The sequence below is a fragment of the Curtobacterium sp. HSID17257 genome (genome assembly GCF_003989515.1).
Classification (GTDB): Bacteria; Actinomycetota; Actinomycetes; order Actinomycetales; family Microbacteriaceae; genus Curtobacterium.
This window is the reverse complement of sequence record NZ_RBLU01000016.1, coordinates 26,893-46,952: the sequence shown is the minus strand read 5'-3', so window position 1 is coordinate 46,952 and position 20,060 is coordinate 26,893. Positions and strand designations below refer to the sequence as shown.

Sequence of the window (20,060 nt, the reverse complement as noted above, 5' to 3'; positions counted from 1 at the left end):
GTGGACGGATCCGCCACCCCCGCGCCGACGTCCGGGTCCTGAGCGGGTCGCCCCGGTGCGGGAGGGGTCCGTCGTCGGCCGACCGGTCGACGCACGGCGCGCCTCCCGGCCGGACCGGCGCGCCCGCCCCTGACCGCGGACGCCGACGTGTTCCCACGGGTACCGTCGGGGTCCTCGCGGACCGAGCGGAAGGGGCACCCGTGGACTCTCGAGCCGTGCGGTCGTTCCGTGCGTTCGTCGTCGTCACGGCCGTCGTCGCGATCGCGCTCGGCATCGTCGCCGTCGTCTGGCCCGAACCGTCCCTCGTCCTCGTCGCACTCGTGTTCGGCGTCTACCTGGTGGCGGCGGGCGCGATGCGCGTGGTCGCGGCGGTGCGCGGACACGGCACGTCCGCCGTCTGGCGGTGGACGTCCGGAGTCGTCGGCGGACTGGTCGGGCTCGCCGGCCTGGTGACCCTCGTCGACCCGGCGATCCCCCTGTTGGCCTACGCCGTGCTGGCGGGCGTGGCGTTCCTCCTCGAAGGTGTCGCAGCCATCGTCGGCGCGTTCGTGGGGCACCCGGGTTCCTCGAGACTGCCGAGCGTGGTGAGCGGCCTGCTCTCGCTCATCGGCGGTGTGGTCGTGCTCGTCGCGCCGGGGCTCGCGCTGACGGTGTTCACGGTGTTCTCCGGCATCGCGCTGGTCGTCGTCGGTGCCGCGGCGCTCCTGCTGCTGCCGCCGCGCGCGGCCGCCCGCCGCTGAGGCGTCCGGCAGGAGCGTCCGCCGGCTGCTGCGGCATCCAGCGGGGACCGCTCGCGACCCCCGTCACGCGCTCCCGGTCCCGAACAGCAGGCCGAGCCCGTACGTCACGACCGCTGCGCCGAAGCCGATCGCGAGCTGGCGCAGCGCACGCTTCAGCGGTGAGGCCCCGCTGAGCACACCGACGACCGCACCGGTCCCGAGGAGTGCGATGCCGACCAGCACGGCCGCGAGCACGATCGCCGCCCAGCCCTCGAGGCCGAACAGGTAGGGCAGCACCGGGATGATCGCCCCTGACGCGAAGAAGCAGAAGCTCGACACGGCGGCGCTCGTCCCGCTGCCCACCGCCTCGTGCTCGTCCGTCGCGGTGGCTGCCGTGACCGTCCGACCGCCGAGGACCTCGGCCGCGTGCGCCTGCGCCGCAGCCTCGTCCATGCCCCGCGCGCGGTAGACCAGGGCGAGCTCGTTGGCGTCGACGTCCAGGTCGGCGACCGCCTGCCCGGCCTCGGGGTGCGGCGCGGAGGCGTCGAGGAGCTCGCGCTGCGACCGCACCGACACGTACTCCCCCGCCCCCATCGACAGTGCACCGGCGAGCAACCCGGCGATCCCGCTGAGCAGCACGAAGTGCCGGTCGGCGCCCGAGGCACTGATGCCGATGATCAGCGCGAGGTTCGACACGAGTCCGTCGTTGGCCCCGAAGACGGCCGCGCGGAAGGTGCCGGACAACCGCATCCGTCCGCGGTTCGCGAGGCCCCGGACGACCTCGCCGTGGATCCGCTCGTCGGCCGCCATCCGTGCGGTCGCGTCGTCGTCGTCGGCGTAGGGCGACCGGTCCTCGGCGCGCTGCATGAGCGCGAGGACGAACACCGAGCCGAACCGCTTCGCGAGTGCGGCGAGGACCCTGGTGCGCAGGCTGCCGCGGAGCGGTCGGCCGACGTCGTCACCGAGCAGGTCGAGCCAGTGCTGCTCGTGCCGTCCCTCGGCGTCGGCCAGTGCCGCCAGGATCTCGCGCTCCTCGCCGGAGCGGCGCGTCGACAGGTTCCGGTAGACCGCGGCCTCGGCGCGCTCGTCCGCCAGGTACCGACGCCAGCGGCGCACGTCGGCTGCGGTGGGTGCGGTGGGGCGTTCGTCCTGGAGGCTCACGGCACCGATCCTGCCCGCTCGCTCCGACGCGCGGTCGCGCCGCACCGCGTGTGGTCGGTTCCGGCGCATCGGGACGCCTCGGTCACGGCGAGACGATACGCTCACGGCGAGACGCCGTCGTCGCGACGAGACGCCGCCGGATCCGGGGTGTCTCGCGCGCTCCGGGCCGTCTCGCGGCGACGCCGGCGTGTCGACGCCGTCGCTGACCCGACGCGGCGGGGGCACACACGCGACAGGGCGCGGACCGGAGGCCGTGCGCGGTGTCGCGCCGTGCCTCCCGTCCGCGCCCTGTCGGCGTGGTGACCGGGTGGTGCGACCGGGGTCAGTCCCGCACGTAGGCGGGAGCCGCCTCGGCGTGCGCGTCGCCGACGCGGTGCACGCGCAGGTCGTTCGTCGAGCCCTCGAGTCCGGGAGGCGAGCCGGCCGTCACGATGACCCGGTCGCCGGGGGCGGCGAGACCGTTCGCGAGCAGCACGTCGTCGACCTGCGAGAACAGCTCGTCGGTGTGGGTCTTGCGCTCCACGAGGAACGAGCGGACACCCCAGGTGAGCGCCATGCGGCGACGGGTGGCCTCGTTCGGGGTGAACGCGATGATCGGCAGACCGTGGCGGAGCCGCGACATGCGACGGGCCGAGTCGCCGGACTCGGTGAAGACGCAGAGGTACGACGCCTCGGTGAACTCGGCGATCTCGACCGCGGCGAGCGTGATCGCACCACCGAGCGTGCGCGGCTTCGTGCCGAGCGGAGCGATGCGCTCGAGGCCGTGGTCCTCGGTCGACTCGACGATGCGGGCCATCGTGCGGACCGTCTGCACCGGGTACTCGCCGACGCTGGTCTCGCCGGAGAGCATGACCGCGTCCGCACCGTCGAGGACGGCGTTCGCGACGTCGGAGGTCTCGGCGCGGGTCGGGATCGGCGACGAGATCATCGACTCGAGCATCTGCGTCGCGACGATGACCGGCTTCGCCATCCGGCGCGACAGCTCGACGGCGCGCTTCTGCACGATCGGGACGGCCTCGAGCGGGAGCTCCACACCGAGGTCACCGCGGGCGACCATGATGCTGTCGAAGGCGTCGATGATCTCCTCGAGGGCGTCGACGGCCTGCGGCTTCTCGACCTTGGCGATGATCGGGAGGCGCTTGCCCTCCTCGTCCATGATCTCGTGGGCGCGGACGACGTCCGAGGCATTGCGGACGAACGACAGCGCGATGAGGTCGGCGCCCTGACGGATCGCCCAGCGGAGGTCCGCCTCGTCCTTCTCGCTCAGCGCCGGGACGTTGACCGCAACGCCGGGCAGGTTGATGCCCTTGTTGTTCGAGACGGTGCCGGCGACGACGACCTCGGTGCGCACGCGCACACCGTCGGTGTCGAGCACGCGCAGGCGGACGCGGCCGTCGTCGATGAGCAGCGGGTCGCCGGGCTTGACGTCCTGGGGCAGGCCCTTGAACGTCGTGCCGCAGATCTCCTTCGAGCCGGGGACGTCCTCGGTCGTGATCGTGAAGACGTCACCGACGGCGAGCTCGTGCGGGCCGTCGGCGAACTTCGCGAGACGGATCTTCGGACCCTGCAGGTCGACGAGGATCGCGACCGGCTTGCCGAGGTCCTCGGCAGCGCGACGGACGTTCTCGTAGTTGGCCTCGTGGACGCTGTAGTCACCGTGGCTGAGGTTGAGGCGGGCGACGTCGACGCCCGCTTCGATGATCTCCTTGACGGTCTCGTAGTCCGACGTAGCCGGACCGAGCGTCGAAACGATCTTTGCGCGTCTCAATGGATTCCTTCGTGTGGTGGGTGGTGCCGGTTTCCGCGCTGTGGGGCCGCGCGGAACGAGAGCAGGCCACCAGCACCCTATCGAGTGCCGGTGGCCTGCTGCTCATCGGTGGACCGGTGTTCCGTGCGCGTTCACGACGTCAGACCGTGAGCGCACGGTCGGTCGCCTTGACGGGCGCCGGCAGGATCGTCGAGCCCTCGAGGTACGCGTCGACCTTCGAGGCGGCGGCGCGCCCCTCGGCGATCGCCCAGACGATGAGCGACTGACCGCGGCCGGCGTCGCCGGCCACGAACACGCCGGGCTCGTTCGTCGAGTAGTCGGCCTGACGGGCGACCGCTCCCGACACCGTCGCGGGGAGCCCGAGCTGCGGCTCGATGGTGTCGGTCTCGGGACCGGTGAAGCCCATCGCGATGAGCACCAGGTCGGCCGGGATCTCGCGCTCGGTACCCGTCTTCGGCACGCGACGACCGTCGAGGTACTCGGTCTCGGCGACCCGGAGCGCGCGGACCTCGCCCGCGGCGTTGCCGAGGAACTCGACCGTCGACGCCAGGAAGTGCCGCTCGCCGCCCTCCTCGTGGGCGCTCGTGACCTCGAACACCGTCGGGAACATCGGCCACGGCTGCTCGGACGGACGCTCGAGCGGCGGCTGCTTGCCGATCGCCAGGTTCGTCACGCTCAGGGCGCCCTGGCGGTGGGCGGTGCCGATGCAGTCCGCACCGGTGTCGCCGCCGCCGATGACGACGACGTGCTTGCCCTCGGCCGTGACCTGGTTGTCGACGGTGGTGCCGGCGTTCGCCTTGTTCTGCTGGACGAGGTACTCCATGGCGTAGTGCACGCCCGCGAGGTCGCGTCCGGGGATCGGCAGGTCGCGCGGCACCGTGGCGCCGGTGGCGACGACGACCGCGTCGTAGCGGGACTTCAGGTCGTCCCACGTGATGTCCACGCCGATCTCGACGCCGGCGCGGAAGCGGGTGCCCTCGGCCTGCATCTGGGCGAGCCGCGCGTCGATCTGGCGCTTCTCCATCTTGAAGTCCGGGATGCCGTAGCGCAGCAGGCCGCCGATGCGGTCGTCCCGCTCGTACACGGCGACGGTGTGACCGGCGCGCGTGAGCTGCTGCGCGGCGGCGAGGCCGGCGGGGCCCGAACCCACGACCGCGACGGTCTTGCCGGTCAGGCGCTCCGGCGGGTGCGGGGTGACCCAGCCGTTCTTGTACGCCTCGTCGATGATCGAGACCTCGACCTGCTTGATGGTGACCGGCGGCTGGTTGATGCCGAGCACGCAGGACGCCTCGCACGGGGCGGGGCAGAGCTTGCCGGTGAACTCCGGGAAGTTGTTCGTCGCGTGCAGGCGCTCGATCGCCTGGCGGCCCTCGCCGCGCCACGTCAGGTCGTTCCACTCCGGGATGAGGTTCCCGAGCGGGCAGCCCTGGTGGCAGAAGGGCACGCCGCAGTCCATGCAGCGACCGGCCTGCCGCTTCAGGGCACCGGACTCCTGCTGCTCGTAGACCTCCTTCCAGTCCATGAGCCGCACGGGCACGGGGCGGCGGGGCGGGAGCTCGCGCTCCTGCACCTTGAGGAAGCCCTTCGGGTCAGCCATGGTCCGCCTCCTGCTCGGTCTCGTTCGGGGTGGGGTGGTCGCTGCGGGAGCGCGCCGGGGTCGTGTCAGCCACCGGTCACCTCCAGGATGCGGTTCCAGACGACGGTGCCGTCCGGGTCGAGGCCCTCGTCGACCGCCTGCTGGCGGGTCGCGAGGACGGCGGCGTAGTCCCGCGGGAGCACCTTGACGAAGTCGCCCAGGTCACCGGACTCGAGCACGTCGCCCGCGACGGTCGACCCGGTCTCGGCGAGGTGCTGCCGGAGCAGGTCGGTGACGATCTCGACGTCGGCGCTGTCGAGCTCCTCGAGCCGCAGCTCACCGGTCGCCAGCGCGTCGGCGTTCACGTGCTCCCGACGGAGCCCGCGGACGTACGCGGTGCCGCCGGACATGCCGGCGCCGAGGTTCCGTCCGGTCTCGCCCAGGATCAGCGCGAGCCCACCGGTCATGTACTCGAGCGCGTGGTCGCCCACGCCCTCGACCACCGCGGTCGCGCCGGAGTTCCGGACGAGGAACCGCTCACCCACGATGCCGCGGATGAACATGCTGCCCTGGGTCGCGCCGTAGCCGATGACGTTGCCCGCGATGACGTTCTCGGACGGTTCGAACGCCGACTCCGTGTCCGGGCGGACGACGATGGCGCCGCCGGACAGGCCCTTGCCGACGTAGTCGTTGCTGTCGCCGACCAGGCGGAGCGTGATGCCCGCCGGCAGGAACGCCCCGAGCGACTGCCCGGCCGAGCCGCGCAGCGTGATGTCGATCGACCCGGCGGGCAGGCCGTGCTCGCCGTGCCGCAGCGTGACCTCGTGGCCCAGCATGGTGCCGACCGCCCGCTCGGTGTTGCGGATCGGCAGGTCGAGCGCGACGGAGCCGCCGTGCTCGAGGACGTCGGCGGTCTGCCGGACGAGCTGCACGTCGAAGTGCTCGTCGAGCTCGTGGTCCTGCTCGCGCAGGTGACGGCGGGGCTCGTCGCGGCCGAACTCCGGTCCGTGCAGGACCGGTGCGAGGTCGAGGCCCGACGCCTTCCAGTGCTCCACGGCACGGTCGGTGTCGAGCGCGTCGACCTGTCCGATGGCCTCGTCGAGCGACCGGAAGCCGAGCTCGGCGAGGAGCTCACGGACCTCCTGCGCGATGAACTCGAAGAAGTTCACGACGAACTCGGGCTTGCCGGTGAAGCGCTTGCGGAGCTCCGGGTTCTGCGTCGCGACACCCACCGGGCAGGTGTCCAGGTGGCAGACACGCATCAGGATGCAGCCCTCGACGACGAGCGGTGCGGTCGCGAAGCCGTACTCCTCGGCGCCGAGCAGCGCCGCCACGACCACGTCGCGGCCGGTCTTCATCTGCCCGTCGACCTGCACGACCACGCGGTCGCGCATGCCGTTCAGCATGAGGGTCTGCTGGGTCTCGGCCAGGCCGATCTCCCACGGGGTGCCCGCGTGCTTGAGCGAGTTGAGCGGGGACGCCCCGGTGCCGCCGTCGTGGCCGGAGACGAGCACGACGTCGGCCAGCGCCTTCGTCACGCCCGCGGCGACCGCGCCGATGCCGGACTGGCTCACGAGCTTCACGTGGACGCGCGCCGACGGGTTCGCCCGCTTCACGTCGAAGATGAGCTGCTTGAGGTCCTCGATCGAGTAGATGTCGTGGTGCGGCGGCGGCGAGATGAGCCCGACGCCGGCGGTCGCGTGCCGGGTGCGCGCGACCCACGGGTACACCTTGGTCGGGGGCAGCTGCCCGCCCTCGCCCGGCTTCGCGCCCTGCGCCATCTTCAGCTGGATGTCGGTGGCGTGCGTCAGGTACATGCTCGTGACGCCGAAGCGGCCGGAGGCGACCTGCTTGATCGCACTGCGACGCTCGGGGTCGAGCAGACGCTCGACGTCCTCGCCGCCCTCGCCCGTGTTCGAGCGCGCACCGAGGCGGTTCATCGCGATCGCGAGGGTCTCGTGGGCCTCTTGGGAGATGGACCCGTAGGACATCGCGCCGGTGTTGAACCGCTTCACGATCGACTCGATCGGCTCGACCTCGTCCAGCGCGATCGGCTCCCGGACGCCGTGACGGAACCGGAACAGACCGCGGAGCGTCATGAGCTCCTCGGACTGGTCGTCGACCGCCTGCGAGTACTCGCGGAAGATGTCGTACCGGCGGGCTCGGGTGGCGTGCTGGAGCCGGAAGACCGTGTCCGGGTTGAACAGGTGCGGCGGACCCTCACGACGCCACTGGTACTCGCCGCCGGTCTGCAGCCGCTCGTGCGACAGCACCGCGCCGTCCTGCGGGTACGCCTGGGCGTGGCGCTCGGCGTTCTCCTTCGCGATGACCTCGATGCCGACCCCGCCGAGGATCGACGACGTGCCCGTGAAGTACTTGTCCACGAACTCCTGGCTGAGTCCGACGGCCTCGAACGCCTGCGCGCCGGCGTAGCTGGACACCGTCGAGATGCCCATCTTCGACATGATCTTCAGCACGCCCTTGCCGAGCGCCTTGATCACGTTCTTCACGGCCTGCTCCGGCGTGATGCCCGTGATCATGCCCGAGCGCACGAGGTTCTCGCACGTCTCCATCGCCAGGTACGGGTTGATCGCCGAGGCGCCGTAGCCGATCAGGGTCGCGACGTGGTGGACCTCGCGGACGTCGCCGGCCTCGACGATGAGCCCGACCTTCATGCGCTGCTCGGTGCGGATGAGGTGGTGGTGCACGGCCGCGAGCAGCAGGAGGCTCGGGACGGGCGCCTGCTCGGCGTTGCCGTCACGGTCGGACAGCACGATGAACTGCTTGCCCGACTCGATCGCCTGGTCGACCTCGTCGCAGACCGCCGCGATGCGCTTCTGCATCGCCTTCTTGCCCGCGTCGACGCGGTACAGGCCCTTGATCGTGACGGTCAGGTGGCGTCCGGACTCCGTCTCGAAGTGCTGGATCTTCGCGAGCTCGTCGTTGTCGATCACCGGGAAGTCGAGCACGATCTGCTTCGCGTGCTCGGGCCCGGCGCTCAGCAGGTTGCGCTCCGGTCCGAGGCCCATTCCCATGGAGGTGATGACCTGCTCGCGGATCGAGTCGAGCGGCGGGTTCGTCACCTGCGCGAACTGCTGCGTGAAGTAGTCGAACAGCAGGCGCGGACGCTCGGAGAGCACGGCGATCGGCGTGTCCGAGCCCATCGCGCCGAGGGGTTCCGCGCCGGTCTGCGCCATCGGACGGAGCAGGATGCGGACCTCTTCTTCCGTGTACCCGAACGCGCGCTGGCGCCGGGTCACCGACGCCGGGGTGTGCACGATGTGCTCGCGCTCCGGCAGGTCGCTCAGGTTGATGCGGCCCTCGTCGAGCCACTGCGCCCACGGGCCGGAGGTCGCCAGCTCGCGCTTGACCTCGTCGTCCTCGATGATCCGCCCGGCCTCGGTGTCCACGACGAACATCCGGCCCGGACGCAGGCGGCCCTTGCGAACGACCTTGCCCGGCGGGACGTCGATGACGCCCGTCTCGGACCCCATCACGATCAGGCCGTCGTCCGTCACCAGGAAGCGCCCGGGGCGCAGGCCGTTGCGGTCGAGCGTCGCGCCGACGACCGCACCGTCGGTGAACGTGATCGCCGCCGGGCCGTCCCACGGCTCCATGAGCATCGAGTGGTACTCGTAGAACGCCCGGAGGTCCGGGTCCATGCCGACCTGGTTCTCCCAGGCCTCCGGCACCATCATCGACACCGCGTGCGGCAGGCTGCGGCCGGTCAGCGTGAGCAGCTCGAGGGTCTCGTCGAACGACGCCGAGTCGCTCGCGCCCGGGCTGACGATCGGCAGCAGCGGCGCGAGGTCGCCGAGGAGCTCGCTCTCGAGCTGGGACTGGCGCGCTCGCATCCAGTTGCGGTTGCCACGGACGGTGTTGATCTCACCGTTGTGCGCGAGCGTGCGGAACGGCTGCGCCAGCGGCCACGACGGGAAGGTGTTCGTCGAGTAGCGCGAGTGCACGATCGCGAGCTTCGACGCGAAGCGCTCGTCGCTGAGGTCCGGGTAGAACGGCTCGAGCTGGAGCGTCGTGACCATGCCCTTGTAGACCATCGTCCGGCTCGACAGCGACATGAAGTAGACCTCGACGCCGTGCTCCGCGCGCTTGCGCAGCCGGAATGACTGACGGTCGAGGGCGATGCCGCTCCAGGCGGCACCGTGGACGTCGTGCCGGGTCGAGGCGACGAAGAGCTGCTCGAACGCCGGCATGGCGGCACGCGCGAGCGTCCCGAGGACCTCCGGACGCACCGGCACCTCGCGCCAGCCGAGGACCTTCAGGCCCTCTTCACGGGCGATGCGCTCGACGGCGCCCTTCACCGCGTGGCGCTCGTCCTCGTCGACGGGCAGGTAGGCCGTTCCCACCGCGTACTCCCCCGCGGCGGGCAGCTCGAAGGGCACCTCGTCGCGCAGGAACGCATCCGGCACCTGGCACAGGATGCCCGCGCCGTCACCGGTACCGGCGTCGGAGCCGACGGCACCGCGGTGCTCGAGGTTCCGGAGCGCGCCGAGCGCGGCGTCCACGATGTCGTGCCCGGCGGTGCCGCGGAGCGTCGCGACCATGGCGAGCCCGCAGGCGTCCTTCTCGTTCGCCGGGTCGTAGGCACCGACGGCCTCGGGCACGGCCGAGAAACGTCGGTGCGCCGGCCGCAGGGAGCGCGTCGAACGGGGGGCAGGGTCTGGCTGGAGCGCCATGGGGAACCGTCCTCACGAGGAAGTGGAACAGGGACGTCGGTGGCCCGGTGGTGCGTTCCGCCCGAGCGGGCGGGACTGGTGCCCGTGCGCGTCGCCGTGGAGGGTGCGCAGACGACGCGCGAGGTGGCGGGGTCGCTCGTGGTGACCCGACCGTGCGGAGGGTGCTCCGTGGCCGGCGGGTGCCGTCCGTGGAGCGGGTGCTGCCGGTCGCGGAGTTACCGCGCGCGGCCTGCTGCAGGGACCGGATCGGCGTCGACGTCGGTCGCCGGAGCGTCGTCGTCGTGTTCCGACCAGGTGTCGTCCGAGTCTACATCGGAGGTCCGACGCGGCTCGCGACCCGGCAGGTACGGGCTCGGCTCCTGACCGGTGTGCCGACGCGTCTGCACGAGGAAGATCACGATGCCGAGCAGGATCGCGGCGAAGGACATCCAGACGTTCGTGCGGATCCCGAAGAAGGTCTCGCTCGTGTCGACGCGGATGGACTCGAGGACCGATCGGCCGGTGCCGTACCAGATCAGGTAGAGCGCCATGACCTTGCCCCACTGCAGCCGGAAGCGCTTGTCGAGCAGCAGGATGACGACGACGCCGACGACGTTCCAGATGATCTCGTAGAGGAAGGTCGGGTGGAACAGCGTGCCCTCGGGCAGGCCCTTCGGGAACGCGGCGTTCGTCGACTCGATCTCGAGCCCCCACGGCAGGCTCGTCGGCATGCCGAACAGCTCGTGGTTGAAGTAGTTGCCGAGGCGGCCGAAGGCCTGGGCGAGCAGGACACCCGGCGCGATGGCGTCGATCAGGCTCGAGAAGCGCAGACCCACCTGGCGGCAGCCGATGTACGCACCGAGCGATCCGAGGATGAGCGCGCCGAAGATGGCCAGCCCGCCCTCCCAGACGTAGAGGAACGAGAGCGGGTCACGCCCCGGCCCGAAGTAGTCGCTGACGTGGGTGAAGACGTGGAACAGGCGACCACCGATGATCCCGGCCGGCACCGCCCAGATCGCGATGTCGATGATGATCCAGCGCTCGACCCCACGGGCGTTGAGTCGCCGGTTCGCCAGCACGACGGCTGCGACGATCCCGAGCAGGATACAGATGGCGTACGCGTGGATCCGGAAGTCCAGCGGCAGCGACCAGCCGAACGCGTCACGGAGCCAGGCGGTCAGGTCGAAGTACTGCCACGCGGTGCTCGGGCTCGGGATGCTCAGGAGGGGCATGGAGGTGCTGTCGCCTTTCGGTGCTGGACGGCCGCGGTGCCGCTGGAGGGTCGGCCCCGCTCACTGTAGCGCGGGAACCGCGCCGACCAGGAACCAGGGCGCGGTCCTGTGGGAACTGTGACCGACACGGACGGGAGGCGCGGTGCGGGCGAGCCGATCGGCCCACCTGCACCGCGCCTCCCGTCCGGTCTGCTGGCTGTCTGCTGGCTGTCTGCTGGCTGTCTGCTGGCGGAGCGTCCTCGTCAGCCGCGCACGGCGCCGCTGGTCAGGTCGGCCGCGCGGTCCGCGACCCCCTGGACGCCGAGGTCGGCGAGGGCGCGCACGAAGGCGGACCCGATGATCGCGCCGTCCGCGTACTCGAGGACCTCGCGCACCTGGTCGGCCGTCGAGATGCCGAGGCCGACGCACGTGCGCTCCACCCCGGCGTCGCGGAGTCGCGACACGACGGTGCGGGCGGCGGTGTCGACACCGACCCGCGCACCGGTGACGCCCATCGTCGACACGGCGTAGACGAACCCGCGACTCGATCGGACCGCCTGCTCCATGCGGGCGTCGGTCGAGGACGGCGCCGCGAGGAACACCCGGTCGAGCCCGGTGCGCTCGGACGCGTCGATCCAGGCGCGGCCCTCGTCCGGGATGAGGTCCGGCGTGATCAGCCCGGATGCGCCGGCCGCGACGAGGTCGTCGGCGAAGCGCTCGACGCCGTAGCGGAGCACCGGGTTCCAGTAGGTCATCACGAGCACGGGCACGTCGACCCGGTTGGTGATCTGGTCGACCGCGTCGAACACCTGCGCGACGCGGAACCCGTTCGCCAGGCTCTCCTCGGCGGCGCGCTGGATCACCGGACCGTCCATCACCGGGTCGGAGTACGGCAGGCCGAGTTCGATGACGTCTACGCCGTTCTCGGCGAGGGCGACGGCCGCGTCCACGCTGGTCTGCAGATCGGGGAAGCCGGCGGGCAGGTACCCGACGACGGCGCCGGCGCGCTCGGCGTTCGCGGTGTCGATCGTCGTCGCGACCGAGGTGGAGGTCCCGGGGTTCGTCACAGCTGCACCGCGTTCTCGTCGAGGATGCCGAAGTAGCGACTGGCGGACGCGACGTCCTTGTCACCACGTCCGGACAGGGACACCAGCACGACGCCGTCGGGACCGAGCTCCTTGCCCAACTTGATCGCCCCTGCGAGCGCGTGCGCCGACTCGATGGCCGGCAGGATGCCCTCGGTCCGGCCGAGCAGGCGGAAGGCCTCCATCGCCTCGGCGTCGGTGATCGGCGAGTACTGCGCGCGGCCGATCGAGGCGAGGTAGGCGTGCTCGGGACCGACGCTCGGGTAGTCGAGGCCCGCCGAGATGCTGTGGCTCTCGATGGTCTGGCCGTCCTCGTCCTGCATGAGGTACGACATCGTGCCCTGGAGGACACCGGTGCGCCCGAGCGAGATGCTCGCGGCGTGCCGACCGGTCTCGATGCCGTCGCCACCGGCCTCGAAGCCGTGCAACCGGACCGACTCGTCGTCGAGGAAGGCCTCGAAGATGCCCATCGCGTTCGACCCGCCGCCGACGCACGCGGCGACGGCGTCCGGCAGACGACCGATGCGGTCGAGGACCTGCTGCCGGGCCTCCTCGCCGATCACCTTGTGGAACTCGCGGACCATCTCCGGGAACGGGTGCGGACCGGCGACGGTGCCGAGCAGGTAGTGGGTCGAGTCGACGTTCGCCACCCAGTCGCGCAGTGCGTCGTTGATGGCGTCCTTCAGGGTGCGCGAGCCGGTCTCGACGGGGATCACCTCGGCGCCGAGCAGCCGCATGCGCGCGACGTTCAACGCCTGGCGCTCGGTGTCCACCGCACCCATGTACACGACGCAGTCCATGCCGAACAGCGCCGCGGCGGTGGCCGTCGCGACGCCGTGCTGCCCCGCACCGGTCTCGGCGATCAACCGGGTCTTGCCGAGGCGCTTCGCGACGAGCGCCTGACCGAGCACGTTGTTGATCTTGTGCGAGCCGGTGTGGTTCAGGTCCTCGCGCTTGAGGATGATGCGCGCACCACCGGCGTGCTTCGCGAACCGCGGCGCCTCGGTGATGATCGACGGACGGCCGGTGTACTCGCGCTGGAGCGTGTCGAGCTCCTCGCGGAACGCCGGGTCCGCCCAGGCCTCGCGGAAGGCGGTCTCGAGCTCGTCGAGCGCGAGCACGAGCGACTCGGGGACGAAGCGTCCGCCGAAGTCGCCGAAGTACGGGCCCTGCAGGTCACGGAGTGAGGTCACGGTGGGTCTCCCGGGGTGTTCGGCGGCCCCGGTGTGCGGGGCGACCGGTGGGACGGTGGTCGGATCAGCCGCGCGGACGGCCGGAGCCGTCCGCTGCGGCGATGAACGACGCGAGGGTGGTGGCGGGGTCCGCGCCCGTGACGAGCGCCTCACCCACCAGGACGACGTCGGCACCCGCAGCGCGGTAGTGGGCGACGTCGGCGGGGCCGGCGACGGCGGACTCGGCCACGCGCACGACCCCGTCGGGGATGCGGTCGGCGAGGGAGCCGAACAGGTCGCGGTCCAGCGAGAAGTCGGTCAGGTCGCGCGCGTTCACGCCGAGGATGCGTGCGCCGGCGTCCAGGCCGCGGGAGACCTCGTCACCGGAGTGCGCCTCGACCAGCACGCGCATGCCGACCTGCTCGGCGAGCTCGTGCAGCTCGACGAGCTGTCGCTGCTCCAGTGCTGCCACGATCAGCAGCACCAGGTCGGCCCCGGCCGCACGGGCCTCGAGCACCTGGTACGGGTCGGCGATGAAGTCCTTGCGGAGCACCGGCAGCGACACGCGCGCCTTCACGGCCTCGAGGTCGGCGAGGCTGCCGAGGAACTTCCGCCCCTCGGTGAGGACGCTGATCGTCGACGCTCCGCCACGCTCGTAGTCGGCAGCGAGGGCGGCCGGGTCCTCGATGGGCGCCATGGAACCGCGCGACGGGCTCGCGCGCTTGACCTCGGCGAGGATCTTCACACGGTCGCCGGGCGACAGGAAGTCGAGGGCGTCGAGCGGCGACGCCACCCGGTCCAGGTCGCGCTCGACGTCCGAGAGCGGACGGTCGGCACGACGGGCGGCGGCGTCCTCGAGCGCGCCCGCGACGAGGGTCTCGAGCACGTTCGGCACGGGACTACTCCGCGTGGTGCTTGGCGACGTACTTCGGACCGTTGACGCCGTAGCCGGCCTTCGCCATCACGGCACCGACGACCAGGCCGATCACCACGACGACGGCGGACGCCCAGACGCCCCACGCCAGGTCGAACCAGAAGAACAGCGTGCCTGCCGCGAAGCCGATCAGCATGATCACGACGGCGGTCCAGGCGGCGGGCGAGTGGCCTTCGCCGAGTTCTGCGGGCTCAGTGTTGCTCACGGTGCTCCTCGTTCTGCTCCGGCGCCGTCGTCCGATCGGCGCCGGTCCGATCCTACCGTGTCGCTCGTGGACGGCTCCCCCACCGCGCCCGTGCCGGGGGTCTCGGAGGCGGGGTCGGCGGCCGGGGCGCCGGTCCGCTCGGCGGTCGGGTCGGCGGTCGGGTCGTCACCGGCGCTCAGGTCGTCCCAGTCGGTGATCGCGTCGCGCGGTACCGCGGCCTGGGCACGGGCGTCGGCGGCGGCACCGGCGGTCGCGGCCGCGTACTTCCGGGTCGGGCCGGGCCACTGCCGCTGCACCACGAACACGACGATTCCGAGGACCACGGCGAGGACGCCGCCGGCGATGCCCACGGCGGGCCAGGCGGTGACGTCCACACGGTCGACGACCTGCCGCACGGCCTCGGTGTCGCTGACGCCGGCGACCTCGCCGACCGCGCCCTTCGATGCGGCGACCGGGTCCGCCAGTGCACCGATGCCGGTCGCGACGACCGCGACGCCGAGCAGCACCTCGACTGCCGCGAGCACGACACGGAGCACCCGGCCGGCGATCGTCAGTGCGAGGAACAGCGCCAGGCTCGCGATGGCCAGCGCCGTGTACTGCGGCACGACGGCGGCGCCGTCGGCCACGACCCGCGGCACGACCGCGGTTCCGGCGTGCAGGTGCACCGTGAACCAGGTCTGGGTCCAGGAGAGCATCACGATGCCCGCGACCGCGAGGCCGGCGACGACGACGAGCGGGCGGGAGCGTTTCACGAGCGGACCTCGCGCATGCGGTTCGCGGTCGCGACGGCACGCAGGGGGGCGGCGGCCTTGTTGACGGCCTCGACGTGCTCGGTGTGCGGATCCGAGTCGGCGACGAGTCCGGCGCCGGCCTGCACACGGGCGACGCCGTCCTTGATGAGCGCCGTGCGGATCGCGATCGCCAGGTCGGCGTCGCCGGCGAAGTCGAAGTAGCCGACGACTCCCGCGTACGCCCCGCGCTTCGCCGGCTCGAGCTCGTCGATGATCTCGAGCGCGCGCGGCTTCGGTGCTCCCGACAGCGTGCCGGCGGGGAAGGTCGCTCGGAAGACGTCGATCGCCGAGGCCTCCGGACGCACCGAGCCCTCGACGCTCGACACCAGGTGCATGATGTGGCTGAAGCGCTCGACGGTCATGAACTCGGTCACCGCGACGGTCCCCGGCTCGCACACCTTCTGGAGGTCGTTGCGGGCGAGGTCGACGAGCATCAGGTGCTCGGCGCGCTCCTTCGGGTCGGCGAGCAGCTCGTCGCCCAGGCGGACGTCCTCGACCGGGCTCGCCCCGCGCGGGCGGGACCCGGCGATCGGGTGCGTGATCGCCCGCCCGTCCTGCACCTTCACGAGGGCCTCCGGCGAGGCGCCCACGATCCAGAAGCGCTCGTCCGCGGTGTCCGCCAGGGCGAGGAAGTACATGTATGGGCTCGGGTTGAGCGTCCGCAGCACCCGGTACACGTCGAGCGGGTCGGCCGTGACGTCGTGGTCGAACCGCTGCGAGATCACGACCTGGAACACGTCGCCGTCGCGGATGAAGTCCTTCGACCGCTCGACCGCGGCCATGTAGTCCTCGGGCGTCGTCCGGTGGCGCGGGGTCGGCTCGGCGATCTCGAACGCCTCGGCCACCGTCGCCGGGCTCGGCTGCACCAGGTCGGCCTGCATCCGGTCGAGCCGGGCCTGCGCGTCCGACCACATCGTGTCGGCGTCGTCGGTGCCGTCGTTGAGGACGCTCGCGACGAGGAGCACGAGACCCGTGCGGTGGTCGAGCGCCGCGAGCTCGGACACGAACGCCAGGGCCTGCCCCGGCACCTCGAAGTCGGCCGGCGGGACGTCCGGCAGGTGCTCGAGCTGTCGCACGGCCTCCCACCCGATGAACCCGACCGTGCCGCCGACGAGCGGCGGGGTGCCCGGCACGCGCGGGGTCGCCCACCGGTCGTGCAGTCGCGCCAGGACGTCGAGGGGCGCGCCCTCGAGCGAGTCCACGGCGCGGGACGCCGGGATGCCGGTGTCGATCCACGAGGCACGGTCGCCGTCCTGGGTCAGGACGCCGAAGCTCCGGACCCCGACGAACGACCAGCGCGACCACAGGCCGCCCTGGCCGGCGGACTCGAGCAGGAACGACCCGGGGCGGCCGTCCGCGAGCTTGCGGTAGACGCCGACGGGCGTCTCGCTGTCGGCGTACAGCGCGCGGACGACCGGGACGACGCGGTGGCCGTCGAGCAGGTCGTCGAAGGCCTGCCGGGAGGTCGTGCGCGGTTCCTCCGCGCCGGTGGCGGTGCTCATCGGGTCTCCTCCACGGCCGTGGTCGCTCCGTGCGCGTCGGTCACGACTCCGGCCGGCGCGGACGCCGTCACCGGGTCGAGCGGGTCGACCTCGAAGCAGCTGTGCGCACCGGTGTGGCACGCCGCCCCGACCTGCTGCACGGTGACGAGCAGGGTGTCGTCGTCGCAGTCGAGTGCCGCGGCCCGGACGTACTGCGCGTGCCCGGACGTGTCGCCCTTGCGCCAGTACTCCTGCCGCGACCGCGACCAGAAGGTCACCCGCCCCTCGGTGAGGGTGCGGCGGAGGGCTTCGCGGTCCATCCAGCCGAGCATGAGGACGTCCTTCGAGGACTCCTCCTGCACGACTGCGGGGAGGAGCCCGTCGTGCCCGAACCGTGCGCGGTCGAGGACCGCCTCCGTGCTGGTGCTGGTGCTGTCGGTCATGGGACTCCTAGCCTACGGCGGGGTGTCGGCGGACGGGTGTCAGCGGACGGGGTGGCCGGCGGCGCGCAGCGCTGCCTTGACGTCCCCGATGGTCATCTCCCCGCGGTGGAAGACGCTGGCGGCGAGCACGGCGTCCGCTCCCGACTCGACGGCCGGGGCGAAGTGCTCGACGCGACCAGCGCCTCCCGAGCCGATGACGGGGACCGACGAGACCGCGCGCACCGCGGCGATGAGCTCGAGGTCGAAGCCGTTCTTCGTGCCGTCGGCGTCGATCGAGTTGACGAGCAGCTCGCCGGCGCCGCGCTCGACGCCCTCGCGTGCCCACGCGATCGCGTCGAGGTCGGACTCCGTGCGGCCGCCGTGCGTGGTGACCACGAAGCCGGACGGCATCCGGTCCGAGCGCTTCACGTCGAGCGACAGCACGACCGCCTGCGCACCGAAGCGGTCCGCGATCTCGCCGACGAGCTCCGGCCGGGCGATCGCCGCGCTGTTCACGCCGATCTTGTCCGCGCCGCACTGCTGCAGACGGGACACGTCGTCGACGCTCCGGACGCCACCACCGACGGTGAGCGGGATGAAGACCTGCTCCGCCGTCCGGGTCACGGTGTCGTACATCGTGGCGCGGTTCTCGACCGTCGCTCCGACGTCGAGGAAGGTGAGCTCGTCGGCGCCCTGCTCGTAGTAGCGGGCGGCGAGCTCGACGGGGTCGCCGGCGTCCTGCAGGTCGAGGAAGTTCACGCCCTTGACGACCCGACCGCCCTGCACGTCGAGGCAGGGGACGACCCGGACCGACACTCCGCCGGCGACACCGGCGACACCACTGTCGGTGGAATCGCGCTCGGGTCCGGTCGCGCCGGGGCGCACCGCGTCGTTCACAGGCGTGCGGCGTGGATCGGGCTGACGAGGATGGCGCGCGCACCGAGGTCGTAGAGCGCGTCCATGATGAGGTTGGCGTCCTCGCGCGGGATCATCACGCGGACGGCCGACCAGTCGCGGTCGTGCAGCGGGGAGACCGTCGGCGACTCGATGCCCGACGCCACCGCGGTGGCCTGCTCCAGCAGGTCGGTCGGGATGTCGTAGTCGAGCATGACGTAGCCGCGGGCGACGAGCACGCCCTGCAGGCGGCGACGCAGGACGTCGATGCCCGGGATGCTCTCGTCGGTCGAGATGAGCAGCGCGGTCGACTCGAGGATGACCGGACCGAAGATCTCGAGCCCGGCGGCACGGAGCGTGCTGCCCGTCGAGACGACGTCGGCCACGGCGTCGGCGACACCGAGGCGCACGGCGCTCTCGACGGCGCCGTCGAGCTTCACGAGGGTCGCGGTCACCCCGTGCCGGGCGAGGAACTCCCCCACGAGACCCGGGTAGCTCGTCGCGACGCGGACGCCGTCGAGGTCCTGCAGCTCGGTGAACCGACCTGGGGTGCCGGCGAACCGGAAGGTCGAGTCGGCGAACCCGAGCGCGTCGACCTCGTGCGCCGCCGACCCGGAGTCGAGCAGCAGGTCACGGCCGGTGATGCCGACGTCGAGCGCGCCGGAGCCGACGTAGGTCGCGATGTCGCGCGGGCGGAGGAAGAAGAACTCGACGCCGTTGCGCTCGTCGAGCAGGTGGAGCGCCTTCGGGTCACGGCGACCGGCGTACCCGGCCTCCTTGAGCATCTCGGAGGCGGTCTCGGACAGCGAGCCCTTGTTGGGCACGGCGATGCGGAGCATCAGGGGGTCTGCTTTCTGCTGGAGGTCGGTGACTTCTGCGGGTCGCGACGGCGCCGGAGCGCTCGTGGCGGGTGCCTACAGATGTCGCCAGACGTCCGCCGGGGTGAGCCCCTTCGCGACCATGAGCACCTGGAGGTGGTAGATCAGCTGCGAGATCTCCTCCGAGGTGCGCTCGTCGCCCTCGTACTCGGCCGCCATCCAGACCTCGGCGGCCTCTTCCACGATCTTCTTGCCGATCTGGTGCACGCCGGCGTCCAGTTCGGCGACGGTGCCGGAGCCCTCGGGGCGCGTGCGCGCCTTCTCGGTCAGCTCCGCGAACAGGTCGTCGAACGTCTTCACGGGGACCAGGCTACCGTCCTGCGCGGACACGGCTGACGCACCGTCCGGACGGGAGGCGCTGGTCGCCTCCGACACGCTGTCCAGCTGGTCGGTCACGCGCGTGCCGCCGCTGCCGCCTCGCGCAGGTCGGCGATGCGCTCGGCCGGCTCACCGCCGTAGACGGCGGATCCGGCCACGAGCGTGTCGGCGCCGCTGCGGACGGCCTCGGGCACGGTGTCGACCGCGATGCCGCCGTCGACCTCGAGCCAGACGTCGAGGCCCGAGGCGTCCACCGCGGCGCGCGCGTCGGCGAGCTTCGGCATCACGGACCGCATGAACGACTGCCCGCCGAAGCCGGGTTCGACGGTCATGAGCAGGATCATGTCGTAGGCGTCGAGGTGGTGGAGCACCTGCGTGATCGGGGTGCCGGGCTTCACGGCGACAGCGGCACGGGCACCGTTCGACCGGATCGCGGCTGCGGTGGCCACCGGGTCGTCGGCGGCCTCGAAGTGGAACGTGACGCTCGAGGCACCCGTCTCGGCGTACTTCGGCGCCTGCACGTCCGCGTCGGTGATCATCAGGTGGACGTCGAGCGGCACCGGCGAGACCTCCTGCAGGCGCTGCACGATCGGCAGGCCGAGCGTGAGGTTCGGCACGAAGTGGTTGTCCATCACGTCGACGTGCACCATGTCGGCGCTCTCGATGCGGTGCAGCTCCCGCTCGAGGTTGGCGAAGTCGGCGGACAGGATGCTCGGCGAGATGCGGATCGTCACCGTCCAACCCTACCGATCCGTGTCCTCCGCAGAACGGA

17 protein-coding genes are annotated in these 20,060 nt (G+C 71.8%); 1 reads left to right on the top strand and 16 read right to left on the bottom strand.

What is annotated here, in order from left to right:
• Nucleotides 1–200: 200 nt before the first annotated feature.
• Nucleotides 201–740, top strand: a complete 540-nt coding sequence (locus tag D8M35_RS04775) for an HdeD family acid-resistance protein (protein WP_161972603.1) — start codon at nt 201–203, stop codon at nt 738–740.
• A 63-nt stretch (nt 741–803) separates the two neighbouring features.
• Here the strand turns inward: D8M35_RS04775 and D8M35_RS04770 are convergent, their stop codons facing one another.
• From D8M35_RS04770 to rpe, 16 genes are all read right to left on the bottom strand, one after another.
• The gene (locus D8M35_RS04770) at nt 804–1,880 is read right to left on the bottom strand and encodes a VIT1/CCC1 transporter family protein (protein WP_238638095.1); all 1,077 of its coding nucleotides are present in this window, start codon (nt 1,878–1,880) and stop codon (nt 804–806) included.
• Between the two features lie 322 nt (nt 1,881–2,202).
• Entirely contained in the window at nt 2,203–3,648 is a 1,446-nt protein-coding gene (gene pyk / locus D8M35_RS04765; protein WP_066654495.1) for a pyruvate kinase, read from the bottom strand.
• Nucleotides 3,649–3,787: 139 nt separating this feature from the next.
• Nucleotides 3,788–5,245: a glutamate synthase subunit beta gene (locus D8M35_RS04760; RefSeq protein WP_126890808.1), complete on the bottom strand. Its 1,458-nt coding sequence runs from the start codon at nt 5,243–5,245 to the stop codon at nt 3,788–3,790.
• A 65-nt stretch (nt 5,246–5,310) separates the two neighbouring features.
• Nucleotides 5,311–9,918: a glutamate synthase large subunit gene (gene gltB, locus D8M35_RS04755; RefSeq protein ID WP_274542764.1), complete on the bottom strand. Its 4,608-nt coding sequence runs from the start codon at nt 9,916–9,918 to the stop codon at nt 5,311–5,313.
• A 215-nt stretch (nt 9,919–10,133) separates the two neighbouring features.
• The gene (gene lgt / locus D8M35_RS04750) at nt 10,134–11,129 is read right to left on the bottom strand and encodes a prolipoprotein diacylglyceryl transferase (protein WP_126890807.1); all 996 of its coding nucleotides are present in this window, start codon (nt 11,127–11,129) and stop codon (nt 10,134–10,136) included.
• A 242-nt stretch (nt 11,130–11,371) separates the two neighbouring features.
• Nucleotides 11,372–12,136, bottom strand: a complete 765-nt coding sequence (gene trpA / locus D8M35_RS04745; protein WP_238638097.1) for a tryptophan synthase subunit alpha — start codon at nt 12,134–12,136, stop codon at nt 11,372–11,374.
• A 35-nt stretch (nt 12,137–12,171) separates the two neighbouring features.
• The gene (gene trpB, locus D8M35_RS04740; RefSeq protein ID WP_126890805.1) at nt 12,172–13,386 is read right to left on the bottom strand and encodes a tryptophan synthase subunit beta; all 1,215 of its coding nucleotides are present in this window, start codon (nt 13,384–13,386) and stop codon (nt 12,172–12,174) included.
• Between the two features lie 64 nt (nt 13,387–13,450).
• Nucleotides 13,451–14,251 (bottom strand): indole-3-glycerol phosphate synthase TrpC, encoded by an 801-nt coding sequence (gene trpC / locus D8M35_RS04735; protein WP_126890816.1) that lies wholly within the window; start codon nt 14,249–14,251, stop codon nt 13,451–13,453.
• Nucleotides 14,252–14,264: 13 nt separating this feature from the next.
• Nucleotides 14,265–14,504 carry a DUF6704 family protein gene (locus D8M35_RS04730; protein WP_066654504.1) on the bottom strand — a complete coding sequence of 80 codons (240 nt, stop codon included), beginning with the start codon at nt 14,502–14,504 and terminating at the stop codon, nt 14,265–14,267.
• Nucleotides 14,501–15,256: a Trp biosynthesis-associated membrane protein gene (locus D8M35_RS04725; RefSeq protein WP_126890804.1), complete on the bottom strand. Its 756-nt coding sequence runs from the start codon at nt 15,254–15,256 to the stop codon at nt 14,501–14,503. The genes D8M35_RS04730 and D8M35_RS04725 overlap by 4 nt, the downstream gene beginning before the upstream one ends.
• Nucleotides 15,253–16,797, bottom strand: coding sequence for an anthranilate synthase component I (locus D8M35_RS04720; RefSeq protein ID WP_126890803.1), 1,545 nt, complete (start codon nt 16,795–16,797; stop codon nt 15,253–15,255). Before D8M35_RS04720 ends, D8M35_RS04725 begins: the two co-directional genes overlap by 4 nt.
• Nucleotides 16,794–17,219, bottom strand: coding sequence for a phosphoribosyl-AMP cyclohydrolase (gene hisI / locus D8M35_RS04715; RefSeq protein WP_126890802.1), 426 nt, complete (start codon nt 17,217–17,219; stop codon nt 16,794–16,796). Before hisI ends, D8M35_RS04720 begins: the two co-directional genes overlap by 4 nt.
• Nucleotides 17,220–17,258: 39 nt before the next feature.
• Nucleotides 17,259–18,014, bottom strand: a complete 756-nt coding sequence (gene hisF, locus D8M35_RS04710; protein WP_126890815.1) for an imidazole glycerol phosphate synthase subunit HisF — start codon at nt 18,012–18,014, stop codon at nt 17,259–17,261.
• Between the two features lie 77 nt (nt 18,015–18,091).
• Nucleotides 18,092–18,931 (bottom strand): ATP phosphoribosyltransferase, encoded by an 840-nt coding sequence (gene hisG, locus D8M35_RS04705; protein ID WP_126890801.1) that lies wholly within the window; start codon nt 18,929–18,931, stop codon nt 18,092–18,094.
• 75 nt (nt 18,932–19,006) lie between these two features.
• A complete protein-coding gene (locus D8M35_RS04700; protein ID WP_058726551.1) occupies nt 19,007–19,270 on the bottom strand; it encodes a phosphoribosyl-ATP diphosphatase in 264 nt (87 codons plus the stop codon).
• A gap of 92 nt (nt 19,271–19,362) precedes the next feature.
• Nucleotides 19,363–20,022 (bottom strand): ribulose-phosphate 3-epimerase, encoded by a 660-nt coding sequence (gene rpe / locus D8M35_RS04695; protein ID WP_126890800.1) that lies wholly within the window; start codon nt 20,020–20,022, stop codon nt 19,363–19,365.
• Nucleotides 20,023–20,060: the final 38 nt, after the last annotated feature.

What these genes read in the sequence shown, in the direction of transcription:
- D8M35_RS04760 (WP_126890808.1), bottom strand. Translation starts at nt 5,245, where the DNA reads ATGGCTGACCCGAAGGGCTTCCTCAAGGTGCAGGAGCGCGAGCTCCCG.
- gltB (WP_274542764.1), bottom strand. Translation starts at nt 9,918, where the DNA reads ATGGCGCTCCAGCCAGACCCTGCCCCCCGTTCGACGCGCTCCCTGCGG.
- lgt (WP_126890807.1), bottom strand. Translation starts at nt 11,129, where the DNA reads ATGCCCCTCCTGAGCATCCCGAGCCCGAGCACCGCGTGGCAGTACTTC.
- D8M35_RS04720 (WP_126890803.1), bottom strand. Translation starts at nt 16,797, where the DNA reads ATGAGCACCGCCACCGGCGCGGAGGAACCGCGCACGACCTCCCGGCAG.
- hisI (WP_126890802.1), bottom strand. Translation starts at nt 17,219, where the DNA reads ATGACCGACAGCACCAGCACCAGCACGGAGGCGGTCCTCGACCGCGCA.
- hisG (WP_126890801.1), bottom strand. Translation starts at nt 18,931, where the DNA reads ATGCTCCGCATCGCCGTGCCCAACAAGGGCTCGCTGTCCGAGACCGCC.